The following is an 18,952-nucleotide window of genomic DNA, read 5'->3' on the forward strand; positions in this document are numbered from 1 at the left end:
CACGAAATCGGGGCACACGGAACTCTGTAAAAACTAGGGGGTGAAACTGGCGCGAGGCTTTGCAGCGTCGAACGCAACTTCAGATGAGCACATGCTGCGTCACGTCGGTTTCGATGAAGATGAGGTTAGGCTTGTAGCCGAGCTTCAGGAAGTTCTCGCGCCGTGGCATGTCGGCGGCGAAGATCGCCGTCTTCTCCAGAAGCGCCGGCTCATGCGTCTGCGGGTCGGCGACAATCTCGATCTCCGGCAGCAGGCCCATGTTCCGCAGCATCTCGCCGATCGATTTCGGATCGGCCATGCCGCTGAGGATGAGCCTGCTGATGCCGGCGGTCGCGTTGACCTGATAGGTGAGCGTCTGGATCGCCACCATCATCGGGAGACTGTGGCGAAGCTCAGCGACTTCGGGATGTTCGCCGAGGCCGCCGAGCGCCATGCGGGTATAGAGCTCGTATGCCTTGATGAAATCCTTGCGTGCCACCCAGAAACGAATGGCGACAGAGATGCGGTTCAGCGTGAAGACCTTGCACATCTCGTCGTAGATGGCGCGCGCCTCGCGGCTGGTGTTCAGTTTCCCACGCTTGGCGGCGATATAGAGGAAGTATTCGAGACCACCGCGATACTTGTCCCATGAGGTCATCACATCGTCATTGCCGGCCTGCTGGCGTGCCGGCGCGATCTTGGAGACCGCTACCGAGCGATAGAAGGGCTGCTTGAGGAAAGTGACCGCACCCTGATCGACGAAATGCGCGAGATAGGAAAAAGCCCAGAAGCAGAAGTCGCGTGGCACCCAGGCGGAGCGCAGGGCAGAGGAGCGATAAATGCCGATCTCGGGGAAGATGTGTCCGTTAAAGATGAACTGGAAGAGCTCTATGAAATTCTGCTGCGCGAACTTGGTGTTCTCGGCGATATCGTAGAATTGCGAGAGGTCCCGATCGTGAACTTCATCATAGAGATACCAGGGCGCCTGGCAGGCGACGACATCGGGATTGGCGTCCAGATAGGTCATTGCCGCTTCGACGCCGGCAGGCACCAGGAAGTCGTCATCGGCAAGGTAGATCGAATATTCGCCGACCGCATGATGGAAGGCGCAGGCAAGGTTCGGTCCCGAGCCGCCGTTCACGGCGCGGCGGTGATAATGGATCGGCAGCCCCTTGGCGATGAATTGCTCGACAACCTGGGTCGTATTGTCCGTCGAGGCATTGTCGGAGATGACGATCTCGTAGGGAAAGCTGAAATTATAGGTCTCGCAATGCTCCAGCGCGTTTCTGAGATAGGCTTCGCGATTGTAGGTCGGAATGCAGATGCTGAGTTTGATGCCGCTCAAAGGCCTGTCTCCTGGCTATAGCTTTCAAGCGCGGCGTCGCGCTCGCTGATGACACCAGGCGTGAAGGGCCAGGCGATGGAAAAGGCGGGGTCGTCCCAGCGGACGCCGCGGGCAAGCTCCGGCACATAGACTTCCGACATCTGATAGAAGAGCTCGCAATCGTCCTCGAGCGTCAGGAAGCCGTGCGCGCAGCCGGCAGGTATGTAGAAGGCGTTGTACCGTGCTGCATCGAGTTCAACGGCGGCCCATTTCAGATAGGTCGGCGAATCCAGCCTCAGATCGAGCGCCACGTCGAAGACCCTGCCGCGCGTTGCGCGCACCAGCTTGATCTCCGGCCGCGGCTCGGCCTGATAATGCATGCCGCGCAACGTCCCGCGCTTGTGGTTCTGCGAGACGTTGCATTGCGGGTAGACAGGCACGAGACCGTGGTCGGCAAAGCTCTTGGCGTCGAAGGTCCGCGCGAACAGTCCACGCTCGTCGGAACGCGCGTCGACTTCCACGACAAAAGCGCCTGAAACCGCGGTCGGAACGAATTTCATCCGATCACCGACAGTTCCGGCACGGCGACGGCGAAGCGTCCGCCCCAGTCGCCGACCCGGCTATTGGCCGCCACGACTTCATTCTTGATGTTCCAGGGCAGGATGAGAACATAGTCCGGCTGCGTCTCGTCCATCTTTTCCGGTGCGTAGATCGGCAGCTTGCTCCCCGGCAGGAAGTGGCCCTGCTTGTGCGGGTTGCGGTCGACGACATAGGCGATGAGGTCGGTGCCGACGCCGCAGAAATTCAGGAGCGTATTGCCCTTGGCGGCAGCGCCGTAAGCGGCGACAGTCTTGCCTTTGCGCTTGGCTTCGGTGAGGAAGGCGAGCAGCCCGTCCTTGATCGGTGCCACCCGGCTCTGAAAGGCTTCATAGGTTTCGACCTCGCTGAAGCCGGCGGCCGCTTCGTCAGTGCGCACCTTGGCGACGCCGGGGCCGGTGGGATGAGCGGTAGACGTTGCGCGGCAGGCGAGCACGCGCAGGCTGCCGCCATGCGTCGGCAGTTCTTCCACGTCGAAGACCTTCAGGCCATGTGCCGCAAAGACCTTCTCGACTGCGAGCAGCGACAGGTAATAGAAATGCTCGTGATAGACGGTGTCGAACTGAATGTTCTCCATCAGCCGCAGCAGATGCGGGAATTCGACGCTGACGACGCCTTCAGCCTTCAGCACGCCAGAGAGCCCGCCGACGAAATCGTTGATGTCAGGGACATGCGCCAGCACGTTGTTGCCGATGACGATATCGGCAGCCAGGCCGCGGGAGACGAGATCGGCCGCCGTTTCCTTGCCGAAAAAGCGTGCTTCCGTCGGCACGCCGATCTGCCGCGCCACCTCGGCGACGTTTTCGGCCGGCTCGATGCCGAGCACCGGCACGCCGGCCTCGACGAAGTGCTTCAGCAGATAGCCGTCATTGCTCGCCACCTCGATGACCTGCGATGTCTCATTCAGGCCGAAACGCTTGCGCGCCATGACGGTGAACTGGCGGGCATGCTCCACCCAGCTGTCGCTGTAGGAGGAGAAATAGGCGTAGTGGCTGAAGATGTCTTCCGGCGGCACGAAGGCATCGGCCTGCACCAGCCAGCATTCGGAGCAGACGAAGGCGCGCAGCGGATAGGACGGCTCCGGCTGCTTGAGCTGCTCTTCCGTCAGATAGGCGTTGGCAAGCGGCGTCGAGCCCAGATCGACGAAACGATGTTTCAAGGGAGCGCCGCAGAACCGGCAATTATGCGCTGTCATGATATTGCTTCCTCATAAGCCGCGATCTGGCCGAGCGAGAAGGCGCGCATGTCGGCTCCTTCGCGGTTGGCCTTGTACCAGGCGGCTGTCCAGTCGATTGTCTGCTGCAGGCTCAGGCGCGGGCGCCAGCCGATGGCGGAAAGCGCCAAGGCCGAGCTCAATGTCAGGGCAGGCGCCTCCGGCAGATGCGTTCCGGGCGCCTGCTTCCAGACGTCGTTGACGCCATGGGCAAGGCCGAGCGCATCGGCAAGTTCTGCAACGGTCGCGAAACTCTGCGGAGCCGGCCCGAAATTGAGCGCCTCGGGTAACTCCGTCTCATCCGAAAGCGTCAGCGCTTCGGCAAAGGCAAGATAACCGCCGAGTGGCTCCAGCACATGCTGCCAGGGACGGATCGCTTGCGGGTAGCGGAGCTGGATCGGCTGGCTGCTTTCAAAAGCACGGATGAAATCCGGGATCAGCCGATCCTTCGACCAGTCGCCGCCGCCGATGACGTTGCCGGCGCGCACGGTCGCAACGCTGATGTCGCGCCCCTTGAAGAAGCTGTCGCGATAGCTCTGAACGACGAGTTCGGTGCAGGCCTTGGAATTGGAATAGGGGTCCTTGCCGCCGAGCGTATCGCTTTCGATAAAGGGAATGCCGCTGCCGTTATTGGCATAGACCTTGTCGGAGGTGACGACGAGAACCGTTCGGACCGAAGGTGTCTCGCGCACTGCATCCAGAACGTTTGCAGTTCCCATCACATTGGTCGCGAAGGTCTCGGTCGGATTTTCATAGGAGCGACGCACCAGCGCCTGCGCTGCCATGTGGATGACGATCTCGGGCTCGAAATCGATGAGGCGCTGTCTGAACGCCGCCGCATCCCTGATATCGGCGATATGATGGCCCTGTCCGTTCCAGGGCGAAAGCCGGGCGTAAAGGGAGGGACTGGTCTCGGGTTCGAGCGAGACTGCCGCCACTTCCGCGCCGAGTTTTTCCAGCCACAGCGAAAGCCAGGATCCCTTGAACCCCGTGTGTCCCGTCAGGAACACACGCCTGCCAGTCCAGAAGTCCGTCAAGCCCATATCTTCCACGGTGCCTTTCCGGAGCTCCAGAGCTCTTCGAGCTGGTTGCGCTCGCGTAGCGTATCCATCGGCTGCCAGAAGCCGTCGTGGCGGAAGGCGGCAAGTTGCTTGTTGGATGTCAGCCACTGCATCGGGCCGGCTTCCCAGATCGTGTCGTCGCCTTCGATGAGGTCGATGACGGAAGGATGCAGCACGAAGAAGCCGCCATTGATGCGCTGGCCGTCGCCCTTCGGCTTTTCGATGAAGGCGGTCACGACATCGTTTTCGATATTTGTCGCGCCGAAACGGCCAGGAGGCGTCACGGCGCACATCGTCGCTTTCAGCCCGTGGCTGCGATGGAAGGCAATTTCCGAGGTGATATCGATATCGGCGACGCCGTCGCCATAGGTCAAACAGAAGGGTTCGTCCGGGGCCAGATGGTCACGGATGCGCCTGATACGGCCGCCCGTCATGGAGTTCATGCCGGTATCGACGATGGTCACCTTCCAGCTGGGCTTGGAGCCCTTGTGGTATTCGATCGCGTTGGTGGCGAGGTCGACGGTGATATCGCTGTGATGCAGGAACAGGTTTACGAAATATTCCTTGAGCATATAGCCCTTGTAGCCGGCGCAGATGATGAAATCATTCAGGCCGTGATGGGCATAGATGTTCATGATGTGCCAGAGGATCGGCTTCTCGCCGATCTCGACCAGAGGTTTAGGCCGCACACTGGTCTCTTCGGCGAGGCGCGAACCCAGACCACCTGCCAGAATTACGACTTTCATCCCAAGCGAACTCCAAAGTGTCTGATAACATCCATTGCCGCTGGCATGCGCCAGGCGAATATGTCCGGTATGCGGGCAACGATCTCCACGGAGCGGAACGGCAGTAACTTCATCGTGATGCCGGTATCCGATTTCGTTCTTGTGCGAGGCTTGCCTTAGCCAAGGCGAAAATAACCATCAGCCGGGTGGTTTCTGCCCGCCCGCTGAGTGGTTTGCCCGATAGTGTCTTGGAATTATTTGCTATTTTGCAACGCCCTGCATCGGCGTCGCATGCCTATGATTTTTGAGGGGTAAGAAAAGCGCTCTGCAGGGGACGAGGCGCTCAGAGAATCCGGTCGATCTTATGCTGGATGTGCAGATTGGGCATCAAACCAGCCGTGTGGGCGGCGCGATAGGCGTTGCGCGCGGCGTCGAACGTCACGCCCCACATGATGGCGCTCAGAAGAAAAGCGATGATGTAGACCTGGATCCGCATGCGTCCATCGAAATGAGGCATATTGGCATTTATGTGGCAATACTAAGATATATCCGCTCAGGGAGCGGCTTCTCGACAGAAGATATTGGAAAACAAGCTCTTTCGAGAAAGGAAATGGTGCCAGAAGAGGACTAGAAAAGTCGGCCTATCTGATTGAAATAATTAAGATTGAATCAGTTCGATTTTGCGCCGTACCAACAAAAATACCAACAAATCAAAATCCCTGTCTCGCTTGCCTGCCCATCTCTCCATCTTTTCGGGTTATCCCCAATAAAGTCAGGCGCCCTTGCGGATTGCGGCATCAATCCGGCCGAATTCCTTGCCTTCGACCATCAGGAACAGGCAAGAGCCGCCGGAACGGTCTGCCCACAACTCGCCGACAAGCCGCTTCTCCTTCGCGTCGTCGGCGCTTGCGATGTGCGAACCTTTGTATTCTATCACCACAATGCGCCCGTCGGAAAGCAGCGCGACGAAATCGGGATAGAACTTATCCGTTGCCGTCTGAAGCCAGAACGAATTCGGCTGTTGAGACGTATTGCGCACCCATGCCTTCACTTCCGGCATGCGCTCCAGATAGACCGCGCATTCGTGCTCTTCGCCGGTCGGCTCCAGATCGCCGACCACGCGGAAAAGGTGCTTCTTGAAATCCGTCCGCCCCTTGTAGGGCTCGCGATAGGCATAGCGGCTTTCCTCGAAGACAAGCTCCAGCTCGGCGCTCGTCTTGAAGTCCAGCCCGCCTTGCGGAATGAGCGCCTGTTGAAAGGCTTGCGTTTCGCGGCCGTCGCGGTGCTTGGCGATCACCTTCACCAGTGCTTCGACCAGCCGGAACTTCGCCCGCGCCAGGGCTTCGAGGGACATGCCGGTTTGCGCGGAAATATGGTCCAGTGCCTTGGCAATGAAGAGCGTCGAGGAAATGCGGGTAATGTCCCGCCGGGTCGTGAAGGGAAGGCGCCGGTCAAGCCAATTCACCAGCGCATTCTTCGTCCAGCCGCGTTCCTGAAGATTGAGCATCAACTGTTCGTGCAGGTCAGTGACGAATTCGACATTGACATGGCCGGACTGATCCACGTCGACATGCGCTTCGTCGCGGGCCTGTTTGGGCGGAACGAAGAAATCCATGATTTGCGCCGGATCGTCGTTTTCGAGCTTCCAGGGAATGTCGAGGAAGTGCCCACGATCGAAGAGCTGCAAACCGTGGGCGGTTTTGACCGCAAGGCGCGGCACCGCAAAGCGGATGGCGTCCTGTTCATCGCCGGTTGATTTCAGCCGCGCACCGCGTGACTTGTGCACCAGGGCTTCGACCATGCCGGCAGCAGCATCGGGCAAGGCCAGAAGCAGCGCCGTCCTGTCGTAGTCGGTGAGCGCACCACGCGCCCGGATGACCTGTCTTTCCGGATCGAATTCGACACGGCCGCCGGTCAGGGTGTGAATGTTCTTCTCGAAGGCTTGGAAGTCCAGTTCGAACGGAATGGCTTCTTCATGAAGATGCGCCAGCCCGCCCGGCTCCAGCCCGTGCAGCGGCTCGGCAACGGCCCGCACTAGCGCTTGCGCTTCGACGCGCTCGAAGCCGTTGTTGACCAGCCCGTCGCGAAGCGTGTTTGCGGCGTTCTGAAAACTCGTCGTCGTGGCGAAGGCAAAGGCCCGGTTCAGGTCTTCATGGTGCTTGCGCTTGGCGTGGGGAAGGCGAAGCACGCGGCCCAGAAGCTGTTCCACGGCCCGCGCCGATTTCTGCTCGGCAACCGAACACAGCACATAGGCGAAGGAACAGTCCCATCCCTCTTTCAGCGCCTGTTGCGTGACGATGAAACGCACTTTGCAATCGCGGTCGAACAGATCGACGCCATCAAGGCCTTTGCTGTCACCGGTCGCAATCACGATATGCTCCTCCGGCACGCGGAAGTCTTCGATCAGAAGCTTTTTCACCTCGTCAGCGTGCAGTGTCGGCTTGTCCTTCGAGCGCGGTTCGGCCTGAAGCAGCATCACCGGCCGGACGAATTCGCCGGTAATGTTCTCTTCCGCCCGCGCCGTTGCCGAAAGCTCGTCCAGCCAGGCCATGGCATCGCTGATCGTGTCGCGCGGATCGGCCCGGCCGCGAAGGATGACCGGCAGCTTGATCATCTCTTCCGCCTTGAGTTCCGCTGCCGAGACATGGTGCAGCACATTCGAGGCGTAGATGCCCTTTTCCGGCTTGTGCTCGTCCGGCGTGACCGGCGTTGCCGTCAGCTCCACGATCAGCGACGGGGAAAGCCGCCCCAGCGTGTCGAAGGAAAGGTCGGTGCGGGCATTGTGTGCCTCGTCGACGATCACCATCGGCCGGCGCATGCGCAGCACGTTGGCGAGCGACGGTAGCGGATCGCCGGAAGGCCCGGCTTCGAGAATGGCGCGCTGCTCGTTGGCGATGCCGCTGAAATGGTCCATCAGCTCGCCATTGGCCTCGTAGACCTTGCGCCCTTCGGTCTTTTCCACGCGGAAGGCTTGGATGGTCGCGACGATCACCACGGCGCCGCCGTCATAATCGGCGCGCTTGGCATAGAGTGCTTCCTGAATGGTCATGACCCGGACATTCTCGCCGAACCGATCGGCGAGCGCCCGCCGGTTCGGGTGCGCCCGGTTCGAAAGTGTTTCCAGCGTCTGTTCGCGGATCGTGTCGGAAGGCACCAGCCAAAGCACGGTCGGATTGTCGCAACGCAGAAAGGCATCGGCCGCAATCGCGATGCTGTGCGCGGCGAGGATCGTCTTGCCGCCGCCGGTCGGCACGCGAAGGCAGACGTAAGGAAGGCCCGGCAATCCCGGCGGCTGATAGAAAGCCCGCTTTGTCAGGGCATAGAAGGCCGTATCGGCATCGTTCAGCTCCACCGTCCTTTCGAGAAAGCGGCGAAGGCTCGCAAGCGTCTGGAGCTGATAGTTTTTCAGGGAGAACACGGGTAGCGCCATTTTCAAATCCCCTCGATTTGGTAGGGAATCTGCTTGAAGGTGACGCCAAGGGCGGACAAGCGGTCGTCCGGCACCGTGCAGCCCTCGGCATAGACGATCCGCGCGCCGGCAAAATCCGCCGCCGGCAGCGGCAGCGCTTCGAGGATGGCGCCGGTCAGCACATTGCCCGCCTGTTCGCGCGCCACGCCCACGGCTTCCGCCGAATGCAGGAGATAGATCGCGCGGTTCTGGAATGTTCCGATCAGCGGCGAGGCGCCATCGGCGCGCTTGGGGATCGGCGAGCCGGTTTCGCAGAAGAACACATGCGCGGCGAGGTCGGGATAGGTGACGGCCGGCGAGACATTGCCGTCGGCATCGAACAGCGGTTCGCCCAGGGTGCAGAAGCGGAAACCGCCGCCGGTGCCTTCGACGGTTTCGGTCTTGCCTCCCAACTTGTTTTTCTCGTAACCGCTCATGACCCGTCTAAGTCTCTCTGCGGTCACCGGCTCGGCAATGGACGGCAACATTTCGATCAGGATGAAGCGGCGTCCGCCACCTTCACGGGCAACGGCGACGCCTGTCGTGCCTGATCCGGCGAAGCTGTCCATAATGATGTCGCCGGGTTCCGACGCGATTTCGATGATGCGTTTCATCAGGCGCGTCGGTTTTGGGGTAATAAAAACCGATCCGCTGTCAGCGAAATCCACAGTCTCAAGAAGCTCCTTTTTGGCTTCTTGTGTGTGACCAACATCCTTATAGAACCAAAGGGTTTGCGGAACGACGCCCTGTTTAACTTCGGATAGGAAACGTTTCAGGCGGGGAACATTGTCTTTCGTTTCGCCCCACCAAATGCGGCCGTCGGTGTCCAGGTCCTTCATTTTTTGCTTTGAGACTCGCCAATACATACCCGTCGGCGGTCCGGGAATAATTCGACCGGACGGCGTCTCGACCGCATACGTACCTTCGCCATAGAAATTTCGGGCGGAAAAATCGCCAGACGTCCACGGGCCTCGCGGGTCATTGTCGGGATTGGTGTAGCGCGCGTCTTGCTCCGCTCCACGCGCTAACAAACCCAATTGGCACAGGCCGATGTTTTTCGCGTAGGCGTAAATGTAGTCGTGGTCGTCTGAGAAAAATTGGGCTGAATTTTTCGGTGAGAAGACTTTTTGCCAGATGATAGAAGCAAGGAAGTTGCCGCGCCCAAATACATCATCCAGCAGCATTCTAAGCGAACCGGCCTCGCTATCGTCCATCGACACAAAGATAACGCCGTCTTCCGTCAAAAACTCCTTCAGCAACCGCAGGCGCGGATACATCATACACAGCCATTTGTCGTGGCGGGACAGGTCTTCAGCTTCCTTGCCCACGACGCTGCCGAGCCAAGCGCGGATTTCCGGCGAGTTCACATTGTCGTTGTAGACCCAGCTTTCATTGCCGGTGTTGTAGGGCGGATCGATATAGATGCACTTCACCTTGCCGGCGTAATAGGGCAGCAGCGCCTTCAGCGCTTCGAGATTGTCGCCCTGTACCAGCAGATTGCCGGCGTCCGGATCCCCATGGCTCTTGTCCTTGTTGCAATGGATCAGCCGATAGGGAACCTCGCGATGATGGTTCACCACGGCTTTCTTGCCGATCCAGTCGAGTGTGGGCATGTGCGGTCCTGCAATCTGTCATTGGTTCGCTGACAGCTTTGTAAAGACGCGGTTCAGCCCTGTCACGCTTTCTTGAGCATCCGGGCCACAAGTGCCGCAAGTTCTTCGATCTCGATGTTCGGTACGCCGTTGCCAATCGTTTCGGCCTTCAACCCGGTGATAATCTCCCCCTGCCGATTGGTCGCCACCGTGCCGTAACTGTTAAGCGTCGTCGCCACCCGCTCATGGCCGAGATTCTGGCTCCAGGCCTTGAATTCTTCCGGTGTGCGGCAGCGCCGTTCGCCCAGCATGGCGAGCGTGTTCCGCAAGCTGTGCGGATTGGCATAGGGCAGGCCCGCCGCCTCGAAGGCGCTTTTGAAGATGCGCCGGATGGCGGATGCGTTCTTCCAGTGATCGCGCGAAAGCCCGACGGCGCCGAACAGGCCGGCATTGGTGAGCGCGACCTTCGTTGCCGGAAATAGCGGATCATCCGGGCCGAACCATAGCTTACCTTTCAAATGGTCGATCCAATCGCCAAGCACCGCTTCGACGTCTTCACCGACGGGGAAGAAGAAGGTGGTGAAGGTCTTGCGGCTTTTCGTCCTTACGTCGCGCGCATCCTGAAACACGCTTCGCGCTTCAAGATCGACATGCTTCAGCCGGAAGGACGCCACCGCATTGTCGCGCGCGCCGGTCAGAAGCGTAAAGGCGACAATCGCCCTGTCGCGCTTCTCTACGTCGCTGCCATCAGGCATGGCGAAGATGACATGCCGGACCTGCTCCACCGTCGGCACCTTCTTTTCGCGCCGCGCCGTGGCAATGCGGCTGTCATTGGCGCTCGGATTGAAATAGTCGGCATCGGCATAGGAAATCCGTGCCTTGTAGCCCGGTTGTCCGGCAAGCCAGAAGACGAAGGCTTTGAGCGCCATCAACCGCGAATGGATCGTCGCCTTGGACAGCGGATTGCCGGTCGTGGCGTTGCGCTGTTGGTAGAGGTGAGCCTTGAAGCCCTTGGCCTTCTCAATATGAAACTTGGCAAAATCCTGATAATTCGAATACTGCTCGAAAGCCGCGATAGATGCCGCGACAAGATCCACGCTGCTCACGTCCATCCGCTTCGCTTCCTTCAGATAATCGAAATAGCGGCGCTTGATCCGCTCGTTTTTCGGGTGGTGCTTTTTCATCTCTTCAGCTCCTTCTCGAAGTGATCATTGCAACGGGGATTGTTCATCTCGTTTAGGCGTGGATCACCTTGGGGAAATGAAACCGCTGTTTGGCGCTCCAGAAGAGCCAGCTTCGAGGCGCTGAAGTTCTTGTGCATGATCGTGTCGCAATCCTCGCAGATTGCGCTGAGCTGCCCGCTAAAGGCCGTGCGCGGCGTGTAGTCGATCAATCCACCGGCAGCGGCTTTCGGTTCACGGCAGCGGAAGCAGAAGAATTCGTGATGCCCGCATCGCTGTCTCGTACTGTCCCGCTTGTCGAGGAAGGCGCGCAAATCACTGCCCAGGATCAGGAAGGGCCGTTGGTCGGCAAGGTGCGGCAATCCCGCCTTCAGCCATCGCCGCACGCTGCCCTTCGCCACGCCAAGGACAAGGGCCGCTTCCTCGATCGTGTAACTGTAGTGCTGCTTGATCGCCCGCCGGTTCGGGCGACGCCCGGCCATTCACCGGCCTCCGCTGTCGATCAGCGATCGAATGTCTTCCACCCGCCAAGCGGTGATGCGCGGGCCAAGCTTTACCGGCTTCGGAAACCGCCCGTCCTTGATGCCGGCCCACCAGGTGGACTTGCTGACAGGGATTGGCCCGTTCGGCGCGATGATTGCGGAAAGCCGGACGAAGCCGGTCGTGGGGAAATGGGTGTTGTTCGGCATGGTGCCACCTCGTCTTGGTTGAAACGAGATGGTTTTAAGTCGGCCGATAGTGGGCTTGGCCGAATTCGGGAACAACAAACCGAAATCGGTTTTCACGAATCGCTATTCGGAATTGTCTTGCAGCAAGACCTTGGCTTCATTCAGAAATTTCCGAACAGTATCTTCATCGATCCGCAAACCGATTTCTGTGACGGCGCCTGCGATGTTGGTAGTCGCGCTGTTCTTTAGTTTCGTGGGGTCGAATTGATACTTCTTCATCGCCATCGCCAGAATCATTTTGAGCATGCTTTCGCGCTCGCGCGGTGGAGTCGGCTTTTGGTTCCCGGGCTCGGATGACAGTTCTGCCAGCTTGGCATGAAGCTCGGTATTCTCTTCCAGTAGGGCGAGCGCCGCATCGCGAATACTGGATAGCTCGCCTTGGGCCTGGTCTACTTGCATGCGCAACTCGGTCTCCGTTCGATCGTGCTCCACGACAAGGCTCTCTAGAAAGGTCGCCAGAGTGTCGAATTCGGTTTTCCAATCGGCAATCTGTCGCCCACGGGCTTGCACAGCCTCGATCGCCTTAGGATGCATCTGAAACCCCGTTCTTAGCGCCCACGCGATGAAAAACTCCGGCGTGTTTTTCTCCAATAACTGGCCGGCCTCGGTCGCTCGCCTGATAAGTTCCATTTGCGCGCAGAAAGAACCCACAAAGATCGAATTCGTTGCGTAGGGCCGCAAACTCTGCAAATTGACGAGATTGGGTTCTTTGCCGAATGATATGGCCGCCGCTTCCTCCGGCGTCCAATAGGATATTTTCGACCAGTAATCCCAGTTCGCTTCCGCGATGCGCTTATTGAAGAAGCGCGAGGCATCTAGCCTATTCGCCATCTCAATTTGCTCTTCGAGGAATTTCTGAATCTGCTCTTCCAGAATTTCATTGAAGCGTTCGATGGAAAGACTCTTGCCGAGAGTATCGATGAAGCGATCCGCAGCGTCTTTTGCAACTTCGTAACGCTGCTTATGTTCGGGATAGGTGTTCCAATATTCCTGATTTGCGAAAATGCGCTGGTCAGGAAAAAGCCGGTCAATCACAAATCCGATAGGATCGCGTTCCCAGGCTGGCAATTGATCTTCCATTCCGCCGAATCCGATTGCTGATCGGTGGCATTATGTGCCCAAAGTCCTCGGCAGTGGAGTCATGCAACCCTAAAGCGGCTGTTATCCCAGAATTTCGCGCAGTCTTTCTATTTCGCCGGCCCACCAATCGGCCATCTTTACCCGCTCTTCCCAATAGAGCGCCCGGTGATAGGCCTTGCGTACCTCGTCGGCGCCGACATGGGCCAATTCCGCCTCGATCGCATCCGGCGCCCATTTGCCGCTTTCGTTCAGCAATGTGGATGCGCTGGCCCGGAAGCCGTGGGACGTCGCTTCGTGTTGAGTGAAACCCATCCGGCGAAGCGCGCTGTTCATCGTGTTTTCGCTCATTGTGCGGGTGCGCGACGTGACGGCGGGGAACAATAGCTTCCCGTCACCGGTCAGCATGCGCAACTCTTCGAGGATTGCCAAGGCTTGGCCCGACAGCGGCTTGCGGTGCTCGCGGCGCATCTTCATGCGAGACGCCGGCAGCGTCCAGATCGCCTTGTCAAAATCGATTTCGCTCCATTCGGCTTGGCGAAGCTCGCCGGGCCGGGGATAGAGAAGGGCCATCAATTGCAGCGCCATGCGCGTTTCCGGCATGCCCTCATAGGCCCAGATTGCGCGAAGCAATCCGCCGAACGCCTTCTTGTCGGTGACCGCGGCACGATGCGAGACAACCGGCGCCGTCAATGCGCCCTTCAAACCAAACGTCGGGTCGTTGTCGGTGCGCGCCGTGGCAATGGCGTAGCGGAAAATCTGCCCGATGGTGGAGCGCACGCGCCGGGCGGTTTCATAGTTGCCCTTGGCTTCGATCCTTCGCAACGGAACAAGGATTTCGGCGGCGGTGATTTCGGAAACCGGCCGCGAACCAATGTCGGGCATGGCGAGACCAAGCAGCCATTCCTTCTTGTTCCGGGTCGTGTCGGCCTTCCCCTCTTTCGCAATCTTCAAAAGGTATTCTTCCGCCACTGCCTTGAAGGTGACGGCATTGCTGGCTTGTTTGGTGATGCGCTCCAGTTTCGCATGATGCGAAGGGTTGATGCCCTTGGCCAGCAGCGCCTTAGCGTTTTCCCTGAGCCGGCGGGCATCGGCAAGCGTCACGGCCGGATATGAGCCCAGCGCCATCGTCTGTTGTTTGCCGTCGAAGCGATAGGACAAACGCCACAGCTTCGAGCCTTTCGGCGAAAGCAGAACATGCAGCCCGCCGCCGTCGCTATGCTTTGTTGGTTTTTCTGTTGGTTTCAGGGCCTTTAGGGCGGTGTCGGTGAGCGCCATGTTGGTATCCAGCCGGAAATCTGTTGGCATCGGGTCAAGCCGCTGTTGGCATTTTCTGCCAAGCACCAACGATGCTACCAACAAAACTTTCGGATGCAACGGGACGTCACTGGACGTTAGACAACAAAAAAGCCCGGAAAACCGGGCTCTTTGCTTTGCTTTTGGACCATCTGGGACGGTCTGAAACGGGAATTTGGTGCCCAGAAGAGGACTCGAACCTCCACGCCTCGCGGCACAGGTACCTGAAACCTGCGCGTCTACCAATTCCGCCATCTGGGCGACGGAGAGCCATGTACGGGGGTCGCTCTTTGCTGTCAACAGGGTTTTTGAAGTTTTCCTGACAGTCTGTGAAAAAGCTTCACGAAGCTGTGGTCGCGTGCCACGGGTCAGTGGATGGCGTGGCCCGTTTCTCCACCCTATATAAGGGACATTGGAAAGGAACGCACCATGTTCGACCTTCGCCCCGCTCTTCTTGCCGGTTTGCTTGTGGCAGTGCCGTTGGCCGGGGCCAATGCCGCCTCGCCATCGCTGGGGCCTGTCAATACGCAGTCGACGATCTGCGATTATCGCGGCTGCTTCGGCTTTGGTCCGCAGCAATGGCATCGCCCGGCCTATGTCCAGCCGAACTATCGCCCGCCGAATGCCGCCGGCCCGAAATATTACCAGCCGCCCGGCCAGTTACCGCCACGGCTGACCTACGATCCGCCGCCGGCGCCGCGTGTGCAGCCGTCGGCTGACAATCAGACCCGCCATCAGCAATGGTGCCGAAACGAATACCGCTCCTACAATCCGCGAACGGATCGTTTCCTGACCTATGAAGGCATCTACAAGACCTGCAACTCGCCTTATAACTAAGTGTCAGCTTTCCAGCGAAGCGCGATCGGTATGCCCGAGATCGCGATCGGGCTCGATGATGTCGCGCACGCGCTGCTTGAGTTCCTTCGGCCCCGGAAAACCGCCGTCGCGCTTGCGCTCCCAGATTAGATCGCCATTGACGCGGATTTCGAAATTGCCGCCGGTGCCGGGAATGAGCGCCACCTCGCCAAGGCTGTCGGTAAAAGTCTGCAGCAGTTCCTGCGCCATCCAGGCGGCACGCAGCAGCCAGTTGCACTGAGTGCAGTAGAGGATCGTCACGCGGGCTTTCTCGGTCATCGGAATCTCCTTCATCCCAGGGGATCTAGAGACTCGCAAACGGCGCTGCAATGCGCCTGGCGCCGAATCAGCGGACAGAAAGTTCGGATTCAGTCTTTTTTGATAATTTTCCGTTAGCTATTCCGGATTGGTGTTTTCCCGAAATGGCTGAGGCACCCTGGTTCTTGTTTTGCGTAACGGTGCTCATGCGTTCCACGGCTATCCCAGCGATCCTTCTTGCCTGCCTTGCTCTGGCGGGCTGCTCGTCGGCTTCCGGTCCGGAGAATCTTGCCGCCGGCGTCACATCGAAGCCTTCCAAGGAAATCACGGCTTCCGTCACCCCGCCGCCGGCACCTGTGCCGCAGGCCACAGTCGCCGCGATCGATGCGGACGATGCCACTCCGCAGACAAGCCTTGCCTGGGGAGCCCCCGTGCCGGAGTCCAGGGCCTTCTCGGCAGTGACGCCTTCAGCCACATCGCAACCGGGTATGCCGGTTCCAAGCGATCGCCCCGTCGAATTCGCCATGGCGGCGGCACCCGCTATCGAGCCGCCGACCCGTGGCCGCTCACGCGTCTACGGCTATGGTTTCCGCGATGCCAAGCCGATCAATTTTGGCAGGACCTCGCCGCGCAAGCTGGCCGTCCACGGCGTCGACGTTTCCCGTTGGCAGGGTGACATAGATTGGCAAACGCTCAGAACCCGCGGCGCGAACTTCGCCTTCATCAAGGCGACCGATGGCGGCGACCATCTGGACCCGATGTTCAAGACCAACTGGCGGCGCGCCAAGGAAGCCGGCATCAAGCGCGGCGCCTATCATTTCTTTTACTGGTGCCGCACCGCCGGCGAGCAGGCCGACTGGTTCATCCGCAACGTCCCGCGCGATCCGGATGCGCTGCCGCCGGTCATCGATGTCGAATGGAACGGTGAATCGAGCTGCAAGGTGAAGCTTTCGCGCGCCCGCGTGCTGGAAAAAATGCAGGTCTTCATGGAGAAGATCGAGCGGCACTACGGCAAGCGCCCGATCATCTACACGGCTCCGGATTTCTATGAGGACAATCTCGAAGGCGCCTTCCAGAACTATCACTTCTGGCTGCGCGCGGTGGCCGAGCATCCGTCGAAGGTCTATCCGGGCCGCAAATGGCTCTTCTGGCAATATTCCGGCTCCGGCCTCTCGCACGGCGTCGAAGGCCGCATCGACCTCAATGTCTTCCGCGGCAGCGAGGAAGAATGGCATCGCTGGGTAGCCGGCCTCTGAGAATTTCACCCTGTACAAAGATGCCGCAGAACTGACGATGGCAGCCCTGCGGCATTCGTCTCCGACCGCAAGGATCAGAGTCGCGCTTCCAGCACGAGGTTGAACGGCGTCGCCATCGCCCGGCGAAACCGCGTGAAACCGGCCTTCCGGAAGATTTCGGCCAGCCTTTTCTCGCCGGCCTGTGCGCCAAGCACGATATGGCCGCCGTCAGAGATCGCATGAGCGCAGCAGATCGTCGTCGAGGCGGCATAATACATGCGCGCGACCGGCGAGATACTGTCGTCCACGCCATCCTTCGCATAGGGCTCGACCAGCATCACCGTTCCGTTGCGAGCGATGGTTCTGGCCGCGTGTTTCGCGACGGCGAGCGGATTGCCCATGTCGTGCAGGCAATCGAAAAAGCAGATGAGATCGTAATCCGAACCGGAATAGGCGTCCGCCCGCGCCGTCTCGAATGTGACCCTCTCTGTTCCGCCCGCCGCAGCAACAACCTCCCGGGCCTCGTCGAGCGATTCCTGATGCGAATCGAAACCACGGAAGCGGGATGACGGAAAGGCTTCGGCCATCAATGCCGTTGAATGACCGTGGCCGCAGCCGACATCGGCGACCAGAGCGCCAGCCTTCAGTTTCTCGATGACGCCATCGAGAGCCGGCAGCCATTCGGCGACAAGGCTCGCCTTGTAGGCATTGCGGTAGAGCGATGCCACGCCGCAATAGAGCCTGCCGTCATGATCGCCCCAGGGAATGCCGGCGCCTGTGCGGAAGGCATCCAACGCCTTGTCCTCATCAGCCCACATCGAAGCCGGAATTGCCCATGCAGCGGCCATGAAGACCGGGCTGTCGTCCTGGGCCAGCACTAGCGCATGCTCTGCCGGCAGTTCATAGCTGTGGCTTGCCGCATCATAGATCACATAGCCCCCTGCCACCTGCGAACCCAACCATTCGCGGATATACCGCTCCGCGCAGCCGGTGATGGCCGCAAGTTGGTGCGAACTGATCCGCCCGGCCTTCGCCATCGCCTTATAGAGGCCGAGCCGGTGGCCGATGCTCACCATCACGCCGCCGTAGCCGGCCGAGAGGTCGCCGATTGCCCGCGAGACGATGAGATCGAGTTTGGTCGCATCTATAGTGTTGTTTCTTATCTGGTCCATTTCCTTCTCCTGTCGAAACATTCAGAATGGAAATGGAATGACAGCAGCGGGGGTCTTACGGCAGAGCGGCATGAGCCAGAAGCGGGCCATTTGCGCCAATCGTTGCGCCGGTGTAGGCAAAAGAGACGAATAGCGGACCTGTTTCTTCCGGGGGATGAGATGCAATCCGGTGCCGATCATGTCGCTTCCAGGCCGCTTCATGTCAGCCTCGTGGCCATTCCCGAGGCGGTCGTATCGACCCTGAGCGGCATTTTCGATGTGATGAACGCCTTTGCGGTTCTGCCGGCAGCCAGCGATGTCCTTGCCGGCCAAGCGCCCTTTAAGGTGGAAATTGTCGGCACATCCGCCGAGCCGCTGGAACTTGCAAGCCGCCTCCCGATTACCGTCCAGCGCAGCATCTCATCTCTCGACCATACGGATATCATCATCGTCCCCTCCGTTTTGCTGCCATCGGGCGGATGGGAGAAGGGGCGTTATCCGGAGCTTGTAAAATGGGTGCGCGCCATGCATGCCCGCGGCGCGCTGATCTGCTCGGCCTGTTCGGGCCTCTTTCTGCTGGCCGAGACCGGGCTATTCGACGGCATGGATGCGACAGTGCATTTCGGCTATGCCGAGGCCTTCCGGGCAAGTTTCCCGCAGGTTCCTGTCCATCCCGAGCGGGTGCTCGTGGTCTGCGGCAGGCGTGAAGAGCTGATCAGCTCCGGTGCCTCCATGACCTGGCATGATCTCGTCCTGTACCTGATCGCCCGCCATGTGGGTGCTTCGGCCGCGCAGGCGATTGCCCGTTTCTTCGCCTTGCAATGGCATCAGGATGGGCTGGCGCCTTATATCGTCTTCGAGGGCCGCAGGGGTCATGGCGATACAGCGATCCGGACAGCGCAGGACTGGCTTTCCAGCCATTTCTCGGTCGCCAATCCAATCGAGGAAATGTCCCGTCATGCCGGCCTGACAGAGCGCACTTTCAAGCGCCGCTTCACCCAGGCGACCGGTGTCAGTCCGATCGCCTATGTTCAGCGTTTGAGAGTGGAGGATGCGAAGCGCCGGCTGGAGCGCACGGATACGCCGGTTGATGAGATCAGCTGGCAGGTCGGCTATGAAGAGCCGGCGTTTTTCCGCAGGCTCTTCAAGCGTATGACAGGTCTGACACCCGGCAGCTATCGCCGCAGGTTTCGCGTGCCCGATTATGCGCGACCGTCAAAAGGCTGAGGCGC

Annotated in this window: 18 protein-coding genes and 1 tRNA gene; 3 read left to right on the forward strand and 16 right to left on the reverse strand. The window is 59.5% G+C overall.

All coding sequences use genetic code 11. The features are described 5' to 3' along the window. Positions 1 to 79 precede the first annotated feature (79 nt). The 14 genes from FHT87_RS09410 to FHT87_RS09475 form a co-directional block, all read right to left on the reverse strand. Entirely contained in the window at positions 80 to 1,324 is a 1,245-nt protein-coding gene (locus FHT87_RS09410) for a glycosyltransferase family 2 protein (RefSeq protein ID WP_183801370.1), read from the reverse strand. Next, positions 1,321 to 1,863, reverse strand: a complete 543-nt coding sequence (rfbC, locus tag FHT87_RS09415; protein ID WP_183801372.1) for a dTDP-4-dehydrorhamnose 3,5-epimerase — start codon at positions 1,861 to 1,863, stop codon at positions 1,321 to 1,323. The genes FHT87_RS09410 and rfbC overlap by 4 nt, the downstream gene beginning before the upstream one ends. Then, positions 1,860 to 3,095 (reverse strand): class I SAM-dependent methyltransferase, encoded by a 1,236-nt coding sequence (locus FHT87_RS09420; RefSeq protein WP_183801374.1) that lies wholly within the window; start codon positions 3,093 to 3,095, stop codon positions 1,860 to 1,862. Before FHT87_RS09420 ends, rfbC begins: the two co-directional genes overlap by 4 nt. After that, a complete protein-coding gene (rfbG, locus tag FHT87_RS09425; protein WP_183802647.1) occupies positions 3,092 to 4,156 on the reverse strand; it encodes a CDP-glucose 4,6-dehydratase in 1,065 nt (354 codons plus the stop codon). The genes FHT87_RS09420 and rfbG overlap by 4 nt, the downstream gene beginning before the upstream one ends. Next, positions 4,147 to 4,920, reverse strand: a complete 774-nt coding sequence (gene rfbF / locus FHT87_RS09430; protein ID WP_183727684.1) for a glucose-1-phosphate cytidylyltransferase — start codon at positions 4,918 to 4,920, stop codon at positions 4,147 to 4,149. Before rfbF ends, rfbG begins: the two co-directional genes overlap by 10 nt. 322 nt (positions 4,921 to 5,242) lie before the next feature. Beyond that, a complete protein-coding gene (locus FHT87_RS09435) occupies positions 5,243 to 5,395 on the reverse strand; it encodes a hypothetical protein (RefSeq protein ID WP_162831968.1) in 153 nt (50 codons plus the stop codon). A 276-nt stretch (positions 5,396 to 5,671) separates the two neighbouring features. After that, positions 5,672 to 8,329 (reverse strand): DEAD/DEAH box helicase family protein, encoded by a 2,658-nt coding sequence (locus tag FHT87_RS09440; protein WP_183801376.1) that lies wholly within the window; start codon positions 8,327 to 8,329, stop codon positions 5,672 to 5,674. Positions 8,330 to 8,331: 2 nt separating this feature from the next. Beyond that, positions 8,332 to 9,960: a site-specific DNA-methyltransferase gene (locus tag FHT87_RS09445; RefSeq protein WP_183801377.1), complete on the reverse strand. Its 1,629-nt coding sequence runs from the start codon at positions 9,958 to 9,960 to the stop codon at positions 8,332 to 8,334. Positions 9,961 to 10,022: 62 nt separating this feature from the next. Then, a complete protein-coding gene (locus tag FHT87_RS09450) occupies positions 10,023 to 11,123 on the reverse strand; it encodes a tyrosine-type recombinase/integrase (protein ID WP_183801379.1) in 1,101 nt (366 codons plus the stop codon). Then, complete coding sequence (locus FHT87_RS09455) at positions 11,120 to 11,602, reverse strand: helix-turn-helix domain-containing protein (RefSeq protein WP_183801382.1); 483 nt, start codon at positions 11,600 to 11,602, stop codon at positions 11,120 to 11,122. The genes FHT87_RS09450 and FHT87_RS09455 overlap by 4 nt, the downstream gene beginning before the upstream one ends. After that, positions 11,603 to 11,809: an AlpA family phage regulatory protein gene (locus tag FHT87_RS09460; protein ID WP_115668775.1), complete on the reverse strand. Its 207-nt coding sequence runs from the start codon at positions 11,807 to 11,809 to the stop codon at positions 11,603 to 11,605. A gap of 102 nt (positions 11,810 to 11,911) precedes the next feature. Continuing rightward, positions 11,912 to 12,928 carry a hypothetical protein gene (locus tag FHT87_RS09465; protein ID WP_183801384.1) on the reverse strand — a complete coding sequence of 339 codons (1,017 nt, stop codon included), beginning with the start codon at positions 12,926 to 12,928 and terminating at the stop codon, positions 11,912 to 11,914. A gap of 81 nt (positions 12,929 to 13,009) precedes the next feature. After that, on the reverse strand, positions 13,010 to 14,203 hold the full coding sequence (locus FHT87_RS09470; protein ID WP_183801387.1) for an integrase arm-type DNA-binding domain-containing protein: 1,194 nt from the start codon (positions 14,201 to 14,203) through the stop codon (positions 13,010 to 13,012). 194 nt (positions 14,204 to 14,397) lie between these two features. After that, positions 14,398 to 14,482, reverse strand: a tRNA-Leu gene (locus FHT87_RS09475). 168 nt (positions 14,483 to 14,650) lie between these two features. On the opposite strand from FHT87_RS09475, the gene FHT87_RS09480 reads away from it, so the two are divergent. After that, a complete protein-coding gene (locus tag FHT87_RS09480) occupies positions 14,651 to 15,058 on the forward strand; it encodes a BA14K family protein (protein ID WP_183727686.1) in 408 nt (135 codons plus the stop codon). Between the two features lie 3 nt (positions 15,059 to 15,061). On the opposite strand, the gene FHT87_RS09485 is transcribed toward FHT87_RS09480, so the two are convergent. Beyond that, positions 15,062 to 15,355 carry a SelT/SelW/SelH family protein gene (locus FHT87_RS09485; protein WP_007813273.1) on the reverse strand — a complete coding sequence of 98 codons (294 nt, stop codon included), beginning with the start codon at positions 15,353 to 15,355 and terminating at the stop codon, positions 15,062 to 15,064. A 185-nt stretch (positions 15,356 to 15,540) separates the two neighbouring features. Between FHT87_RS09485 and FHT87_RS09490 the strand changes: the two genes are divergently transcribed. Next, positions 15,541 to 16,590 carry a GH25 family lysozyme gene (locus FHT87_RS09490; RefSeq protein ID WP_183729173.1) on the forward strand — a complete coding sequence of 350 codons (1,050 nt, stop codon included), beginning with the start codon at positions 15,541 to 15,543 and terminating at the stop codon, positions 16,588 to 16,590. A gap of 74 nt (positions 16,591 to 16,664) precedes the next feature. Here FHT87_RS09490 and FHT87_RS09495 read toward each other — a convergent pair whose 3' ends face one another. Next, positions 16,665 to 17,741: a class I SAM-dependent methyltransferase gene (locus FHT87_RS09495; RefSeq protein ID WP_183727688.1), complete on the reverse strand. Its 1,077-nt coding sequence runs from the start codon at positions 17,739 to 17,741 to the stop codon at positions 16,665 to 16,667. Positions 17,742 to 17,900: 159 nt separating this feature from the next. Between FHT87_RS09495 and FHT87_RS09500 the strand changes: the two genes are divergently transcribed. Next, entirely contained in the window at positions 17,901 to 18,947 is a 1,047-nt protein-coding gene (locus tag FHT87_RS09500; protein WP_183727690.1) for a helix-turn-helix domain-containing protein, read from the forward strand. Positions 18,948 to 18,952: the final 5 nt, after the last annotated feature.

Origin of the sequence: Rhizobium sp. BK316 (assembly GCF_014193695.1) — a bacterium.
Classification (GTDB): Bacteria; Pseudomonadota; Alphaproteobacteria; order Rhizobiales; family Rhizobiaceae; genus Rhizobium.

Bases quoted from the DNA above. Each gene is read 5' to 3' on its own strand.
- rfbC (WP_183801372.1), bottom strand. From the start codon at position 1,863: ATGAAATTCGTTCCGACCGCGGTTTCAGGCGCTTTTGTCGTGGAAGTC.
- FHT87_RS09420 (WP_183801374.1), bottom strand. From the start codon at position 3,095: ATGACAGCGCATAATTGCCGGTTCTGCGGCGCTCCCTTGAAACATCGT.
- rfbG (WP_183802647.1), bottom strand. From the start codon at position 4,156: ATGGGCTTGACGGACTTCTGGACTGGCAGGCGTGTGTTCCTGACGGGA.
- rfbF (WP_183727684.1), bottom strand. From the start codon at position 4,920: ATGAAAGTCGTAATTCTGGCAGGTGGTCTGGGTTCGCGCCTCGCCGAA.
- FHT87_RS09435 (WP_162831968.1), bottom strand. From the start codon at position 5,395: ATGCGGATCCAGGTCTACATCATCGCTTTTCTTCTGAGCGCCATCATG.
- FHT87_RS09440 (WP_183801376.1), bottom strand. From the start codon at position 8,329: ATGGCGCTACCCGTGTTCTCCCTGAAAAACTATCAGCTCCAGACGCTT.
- FHT87_RS09445 (WP_183801377.1), bottom strand. From the start codon at position 9,960: ATGCCCACACTCGACTGGATCGGCAAGAAAGCCGTGGTGAACCATCAT.
- FHT87_RS09450 (WP_183801379.1), bottom strand. From the start codon at position 11,123: ATGAAAAAGCACCACCCGAAAAACGAGCGGATCAAGCGCCGCTATTTC.
- FHT87_RS09455 (WP_183801382.1), bottom strand. From the start codon at position 11,602: ATGGCCGGGCGTCGCCCGAACCGGCGGGCGATCAAGCAGCACTACAGT.
- FHT87_RS09460 (WP_115668775.1), bottom strand. From the start codon at position 11,809: ATGCCGAACAACACCCATTTCCCCACGACCGGCTTCGTCCGGCTTTCC.
- FHT87_RS09465 (WP_183801384.1), bottom strand. From the start codon at position 12,928: ATGGAAGATCAATTGCCAGCCTGGGAACGCGATCCTATCGGATTTGTG.
- FHT87_RS09470 (WP_183801387.1), bottom strand. From the start codon at position 14,203: ATGGCGCTCACCGACACCGCCCTAAAGGCCCTGAAACCAACAGAAAAA.
- FHT87_RS09480 (WP_183727686.1), top strand. From the start codon at position 14,651: ATGTTCGACCTTCGCCCCGCTCTTCTTGCCGGTTTGCTTGTGGCAGTG.
- FHT87_RS09485 (WP_007813273.1), bottom strand. From the start codon at position 15,355: ATGACCGAGAAAGCCCGCGTGACGATCCTCTACTGCACTCAGTGCAAC.
- FHT87_RS09490 (WP_183729173.1), top strand. From the start codon at position 15,541: ATGCGTTCCACGGCTATCCCAGCGATCCTTCTTGCCTGCCTTGCTCTG.
- FHT87_RS09495 (WP_183727688.1), bottom strand. From the start codon at position 17,741: ATGGACCAGATAAGAAACAACACTATAGATGCGACCAAACTCGATCTC.
- FHT87_RS09500 (WP_183727690.1), top strand. From the start codon at position 17,901: ATGCAATCCGGTGCCGATCATGTCGCTTCCAGGCCGCTTCATGTCAGC.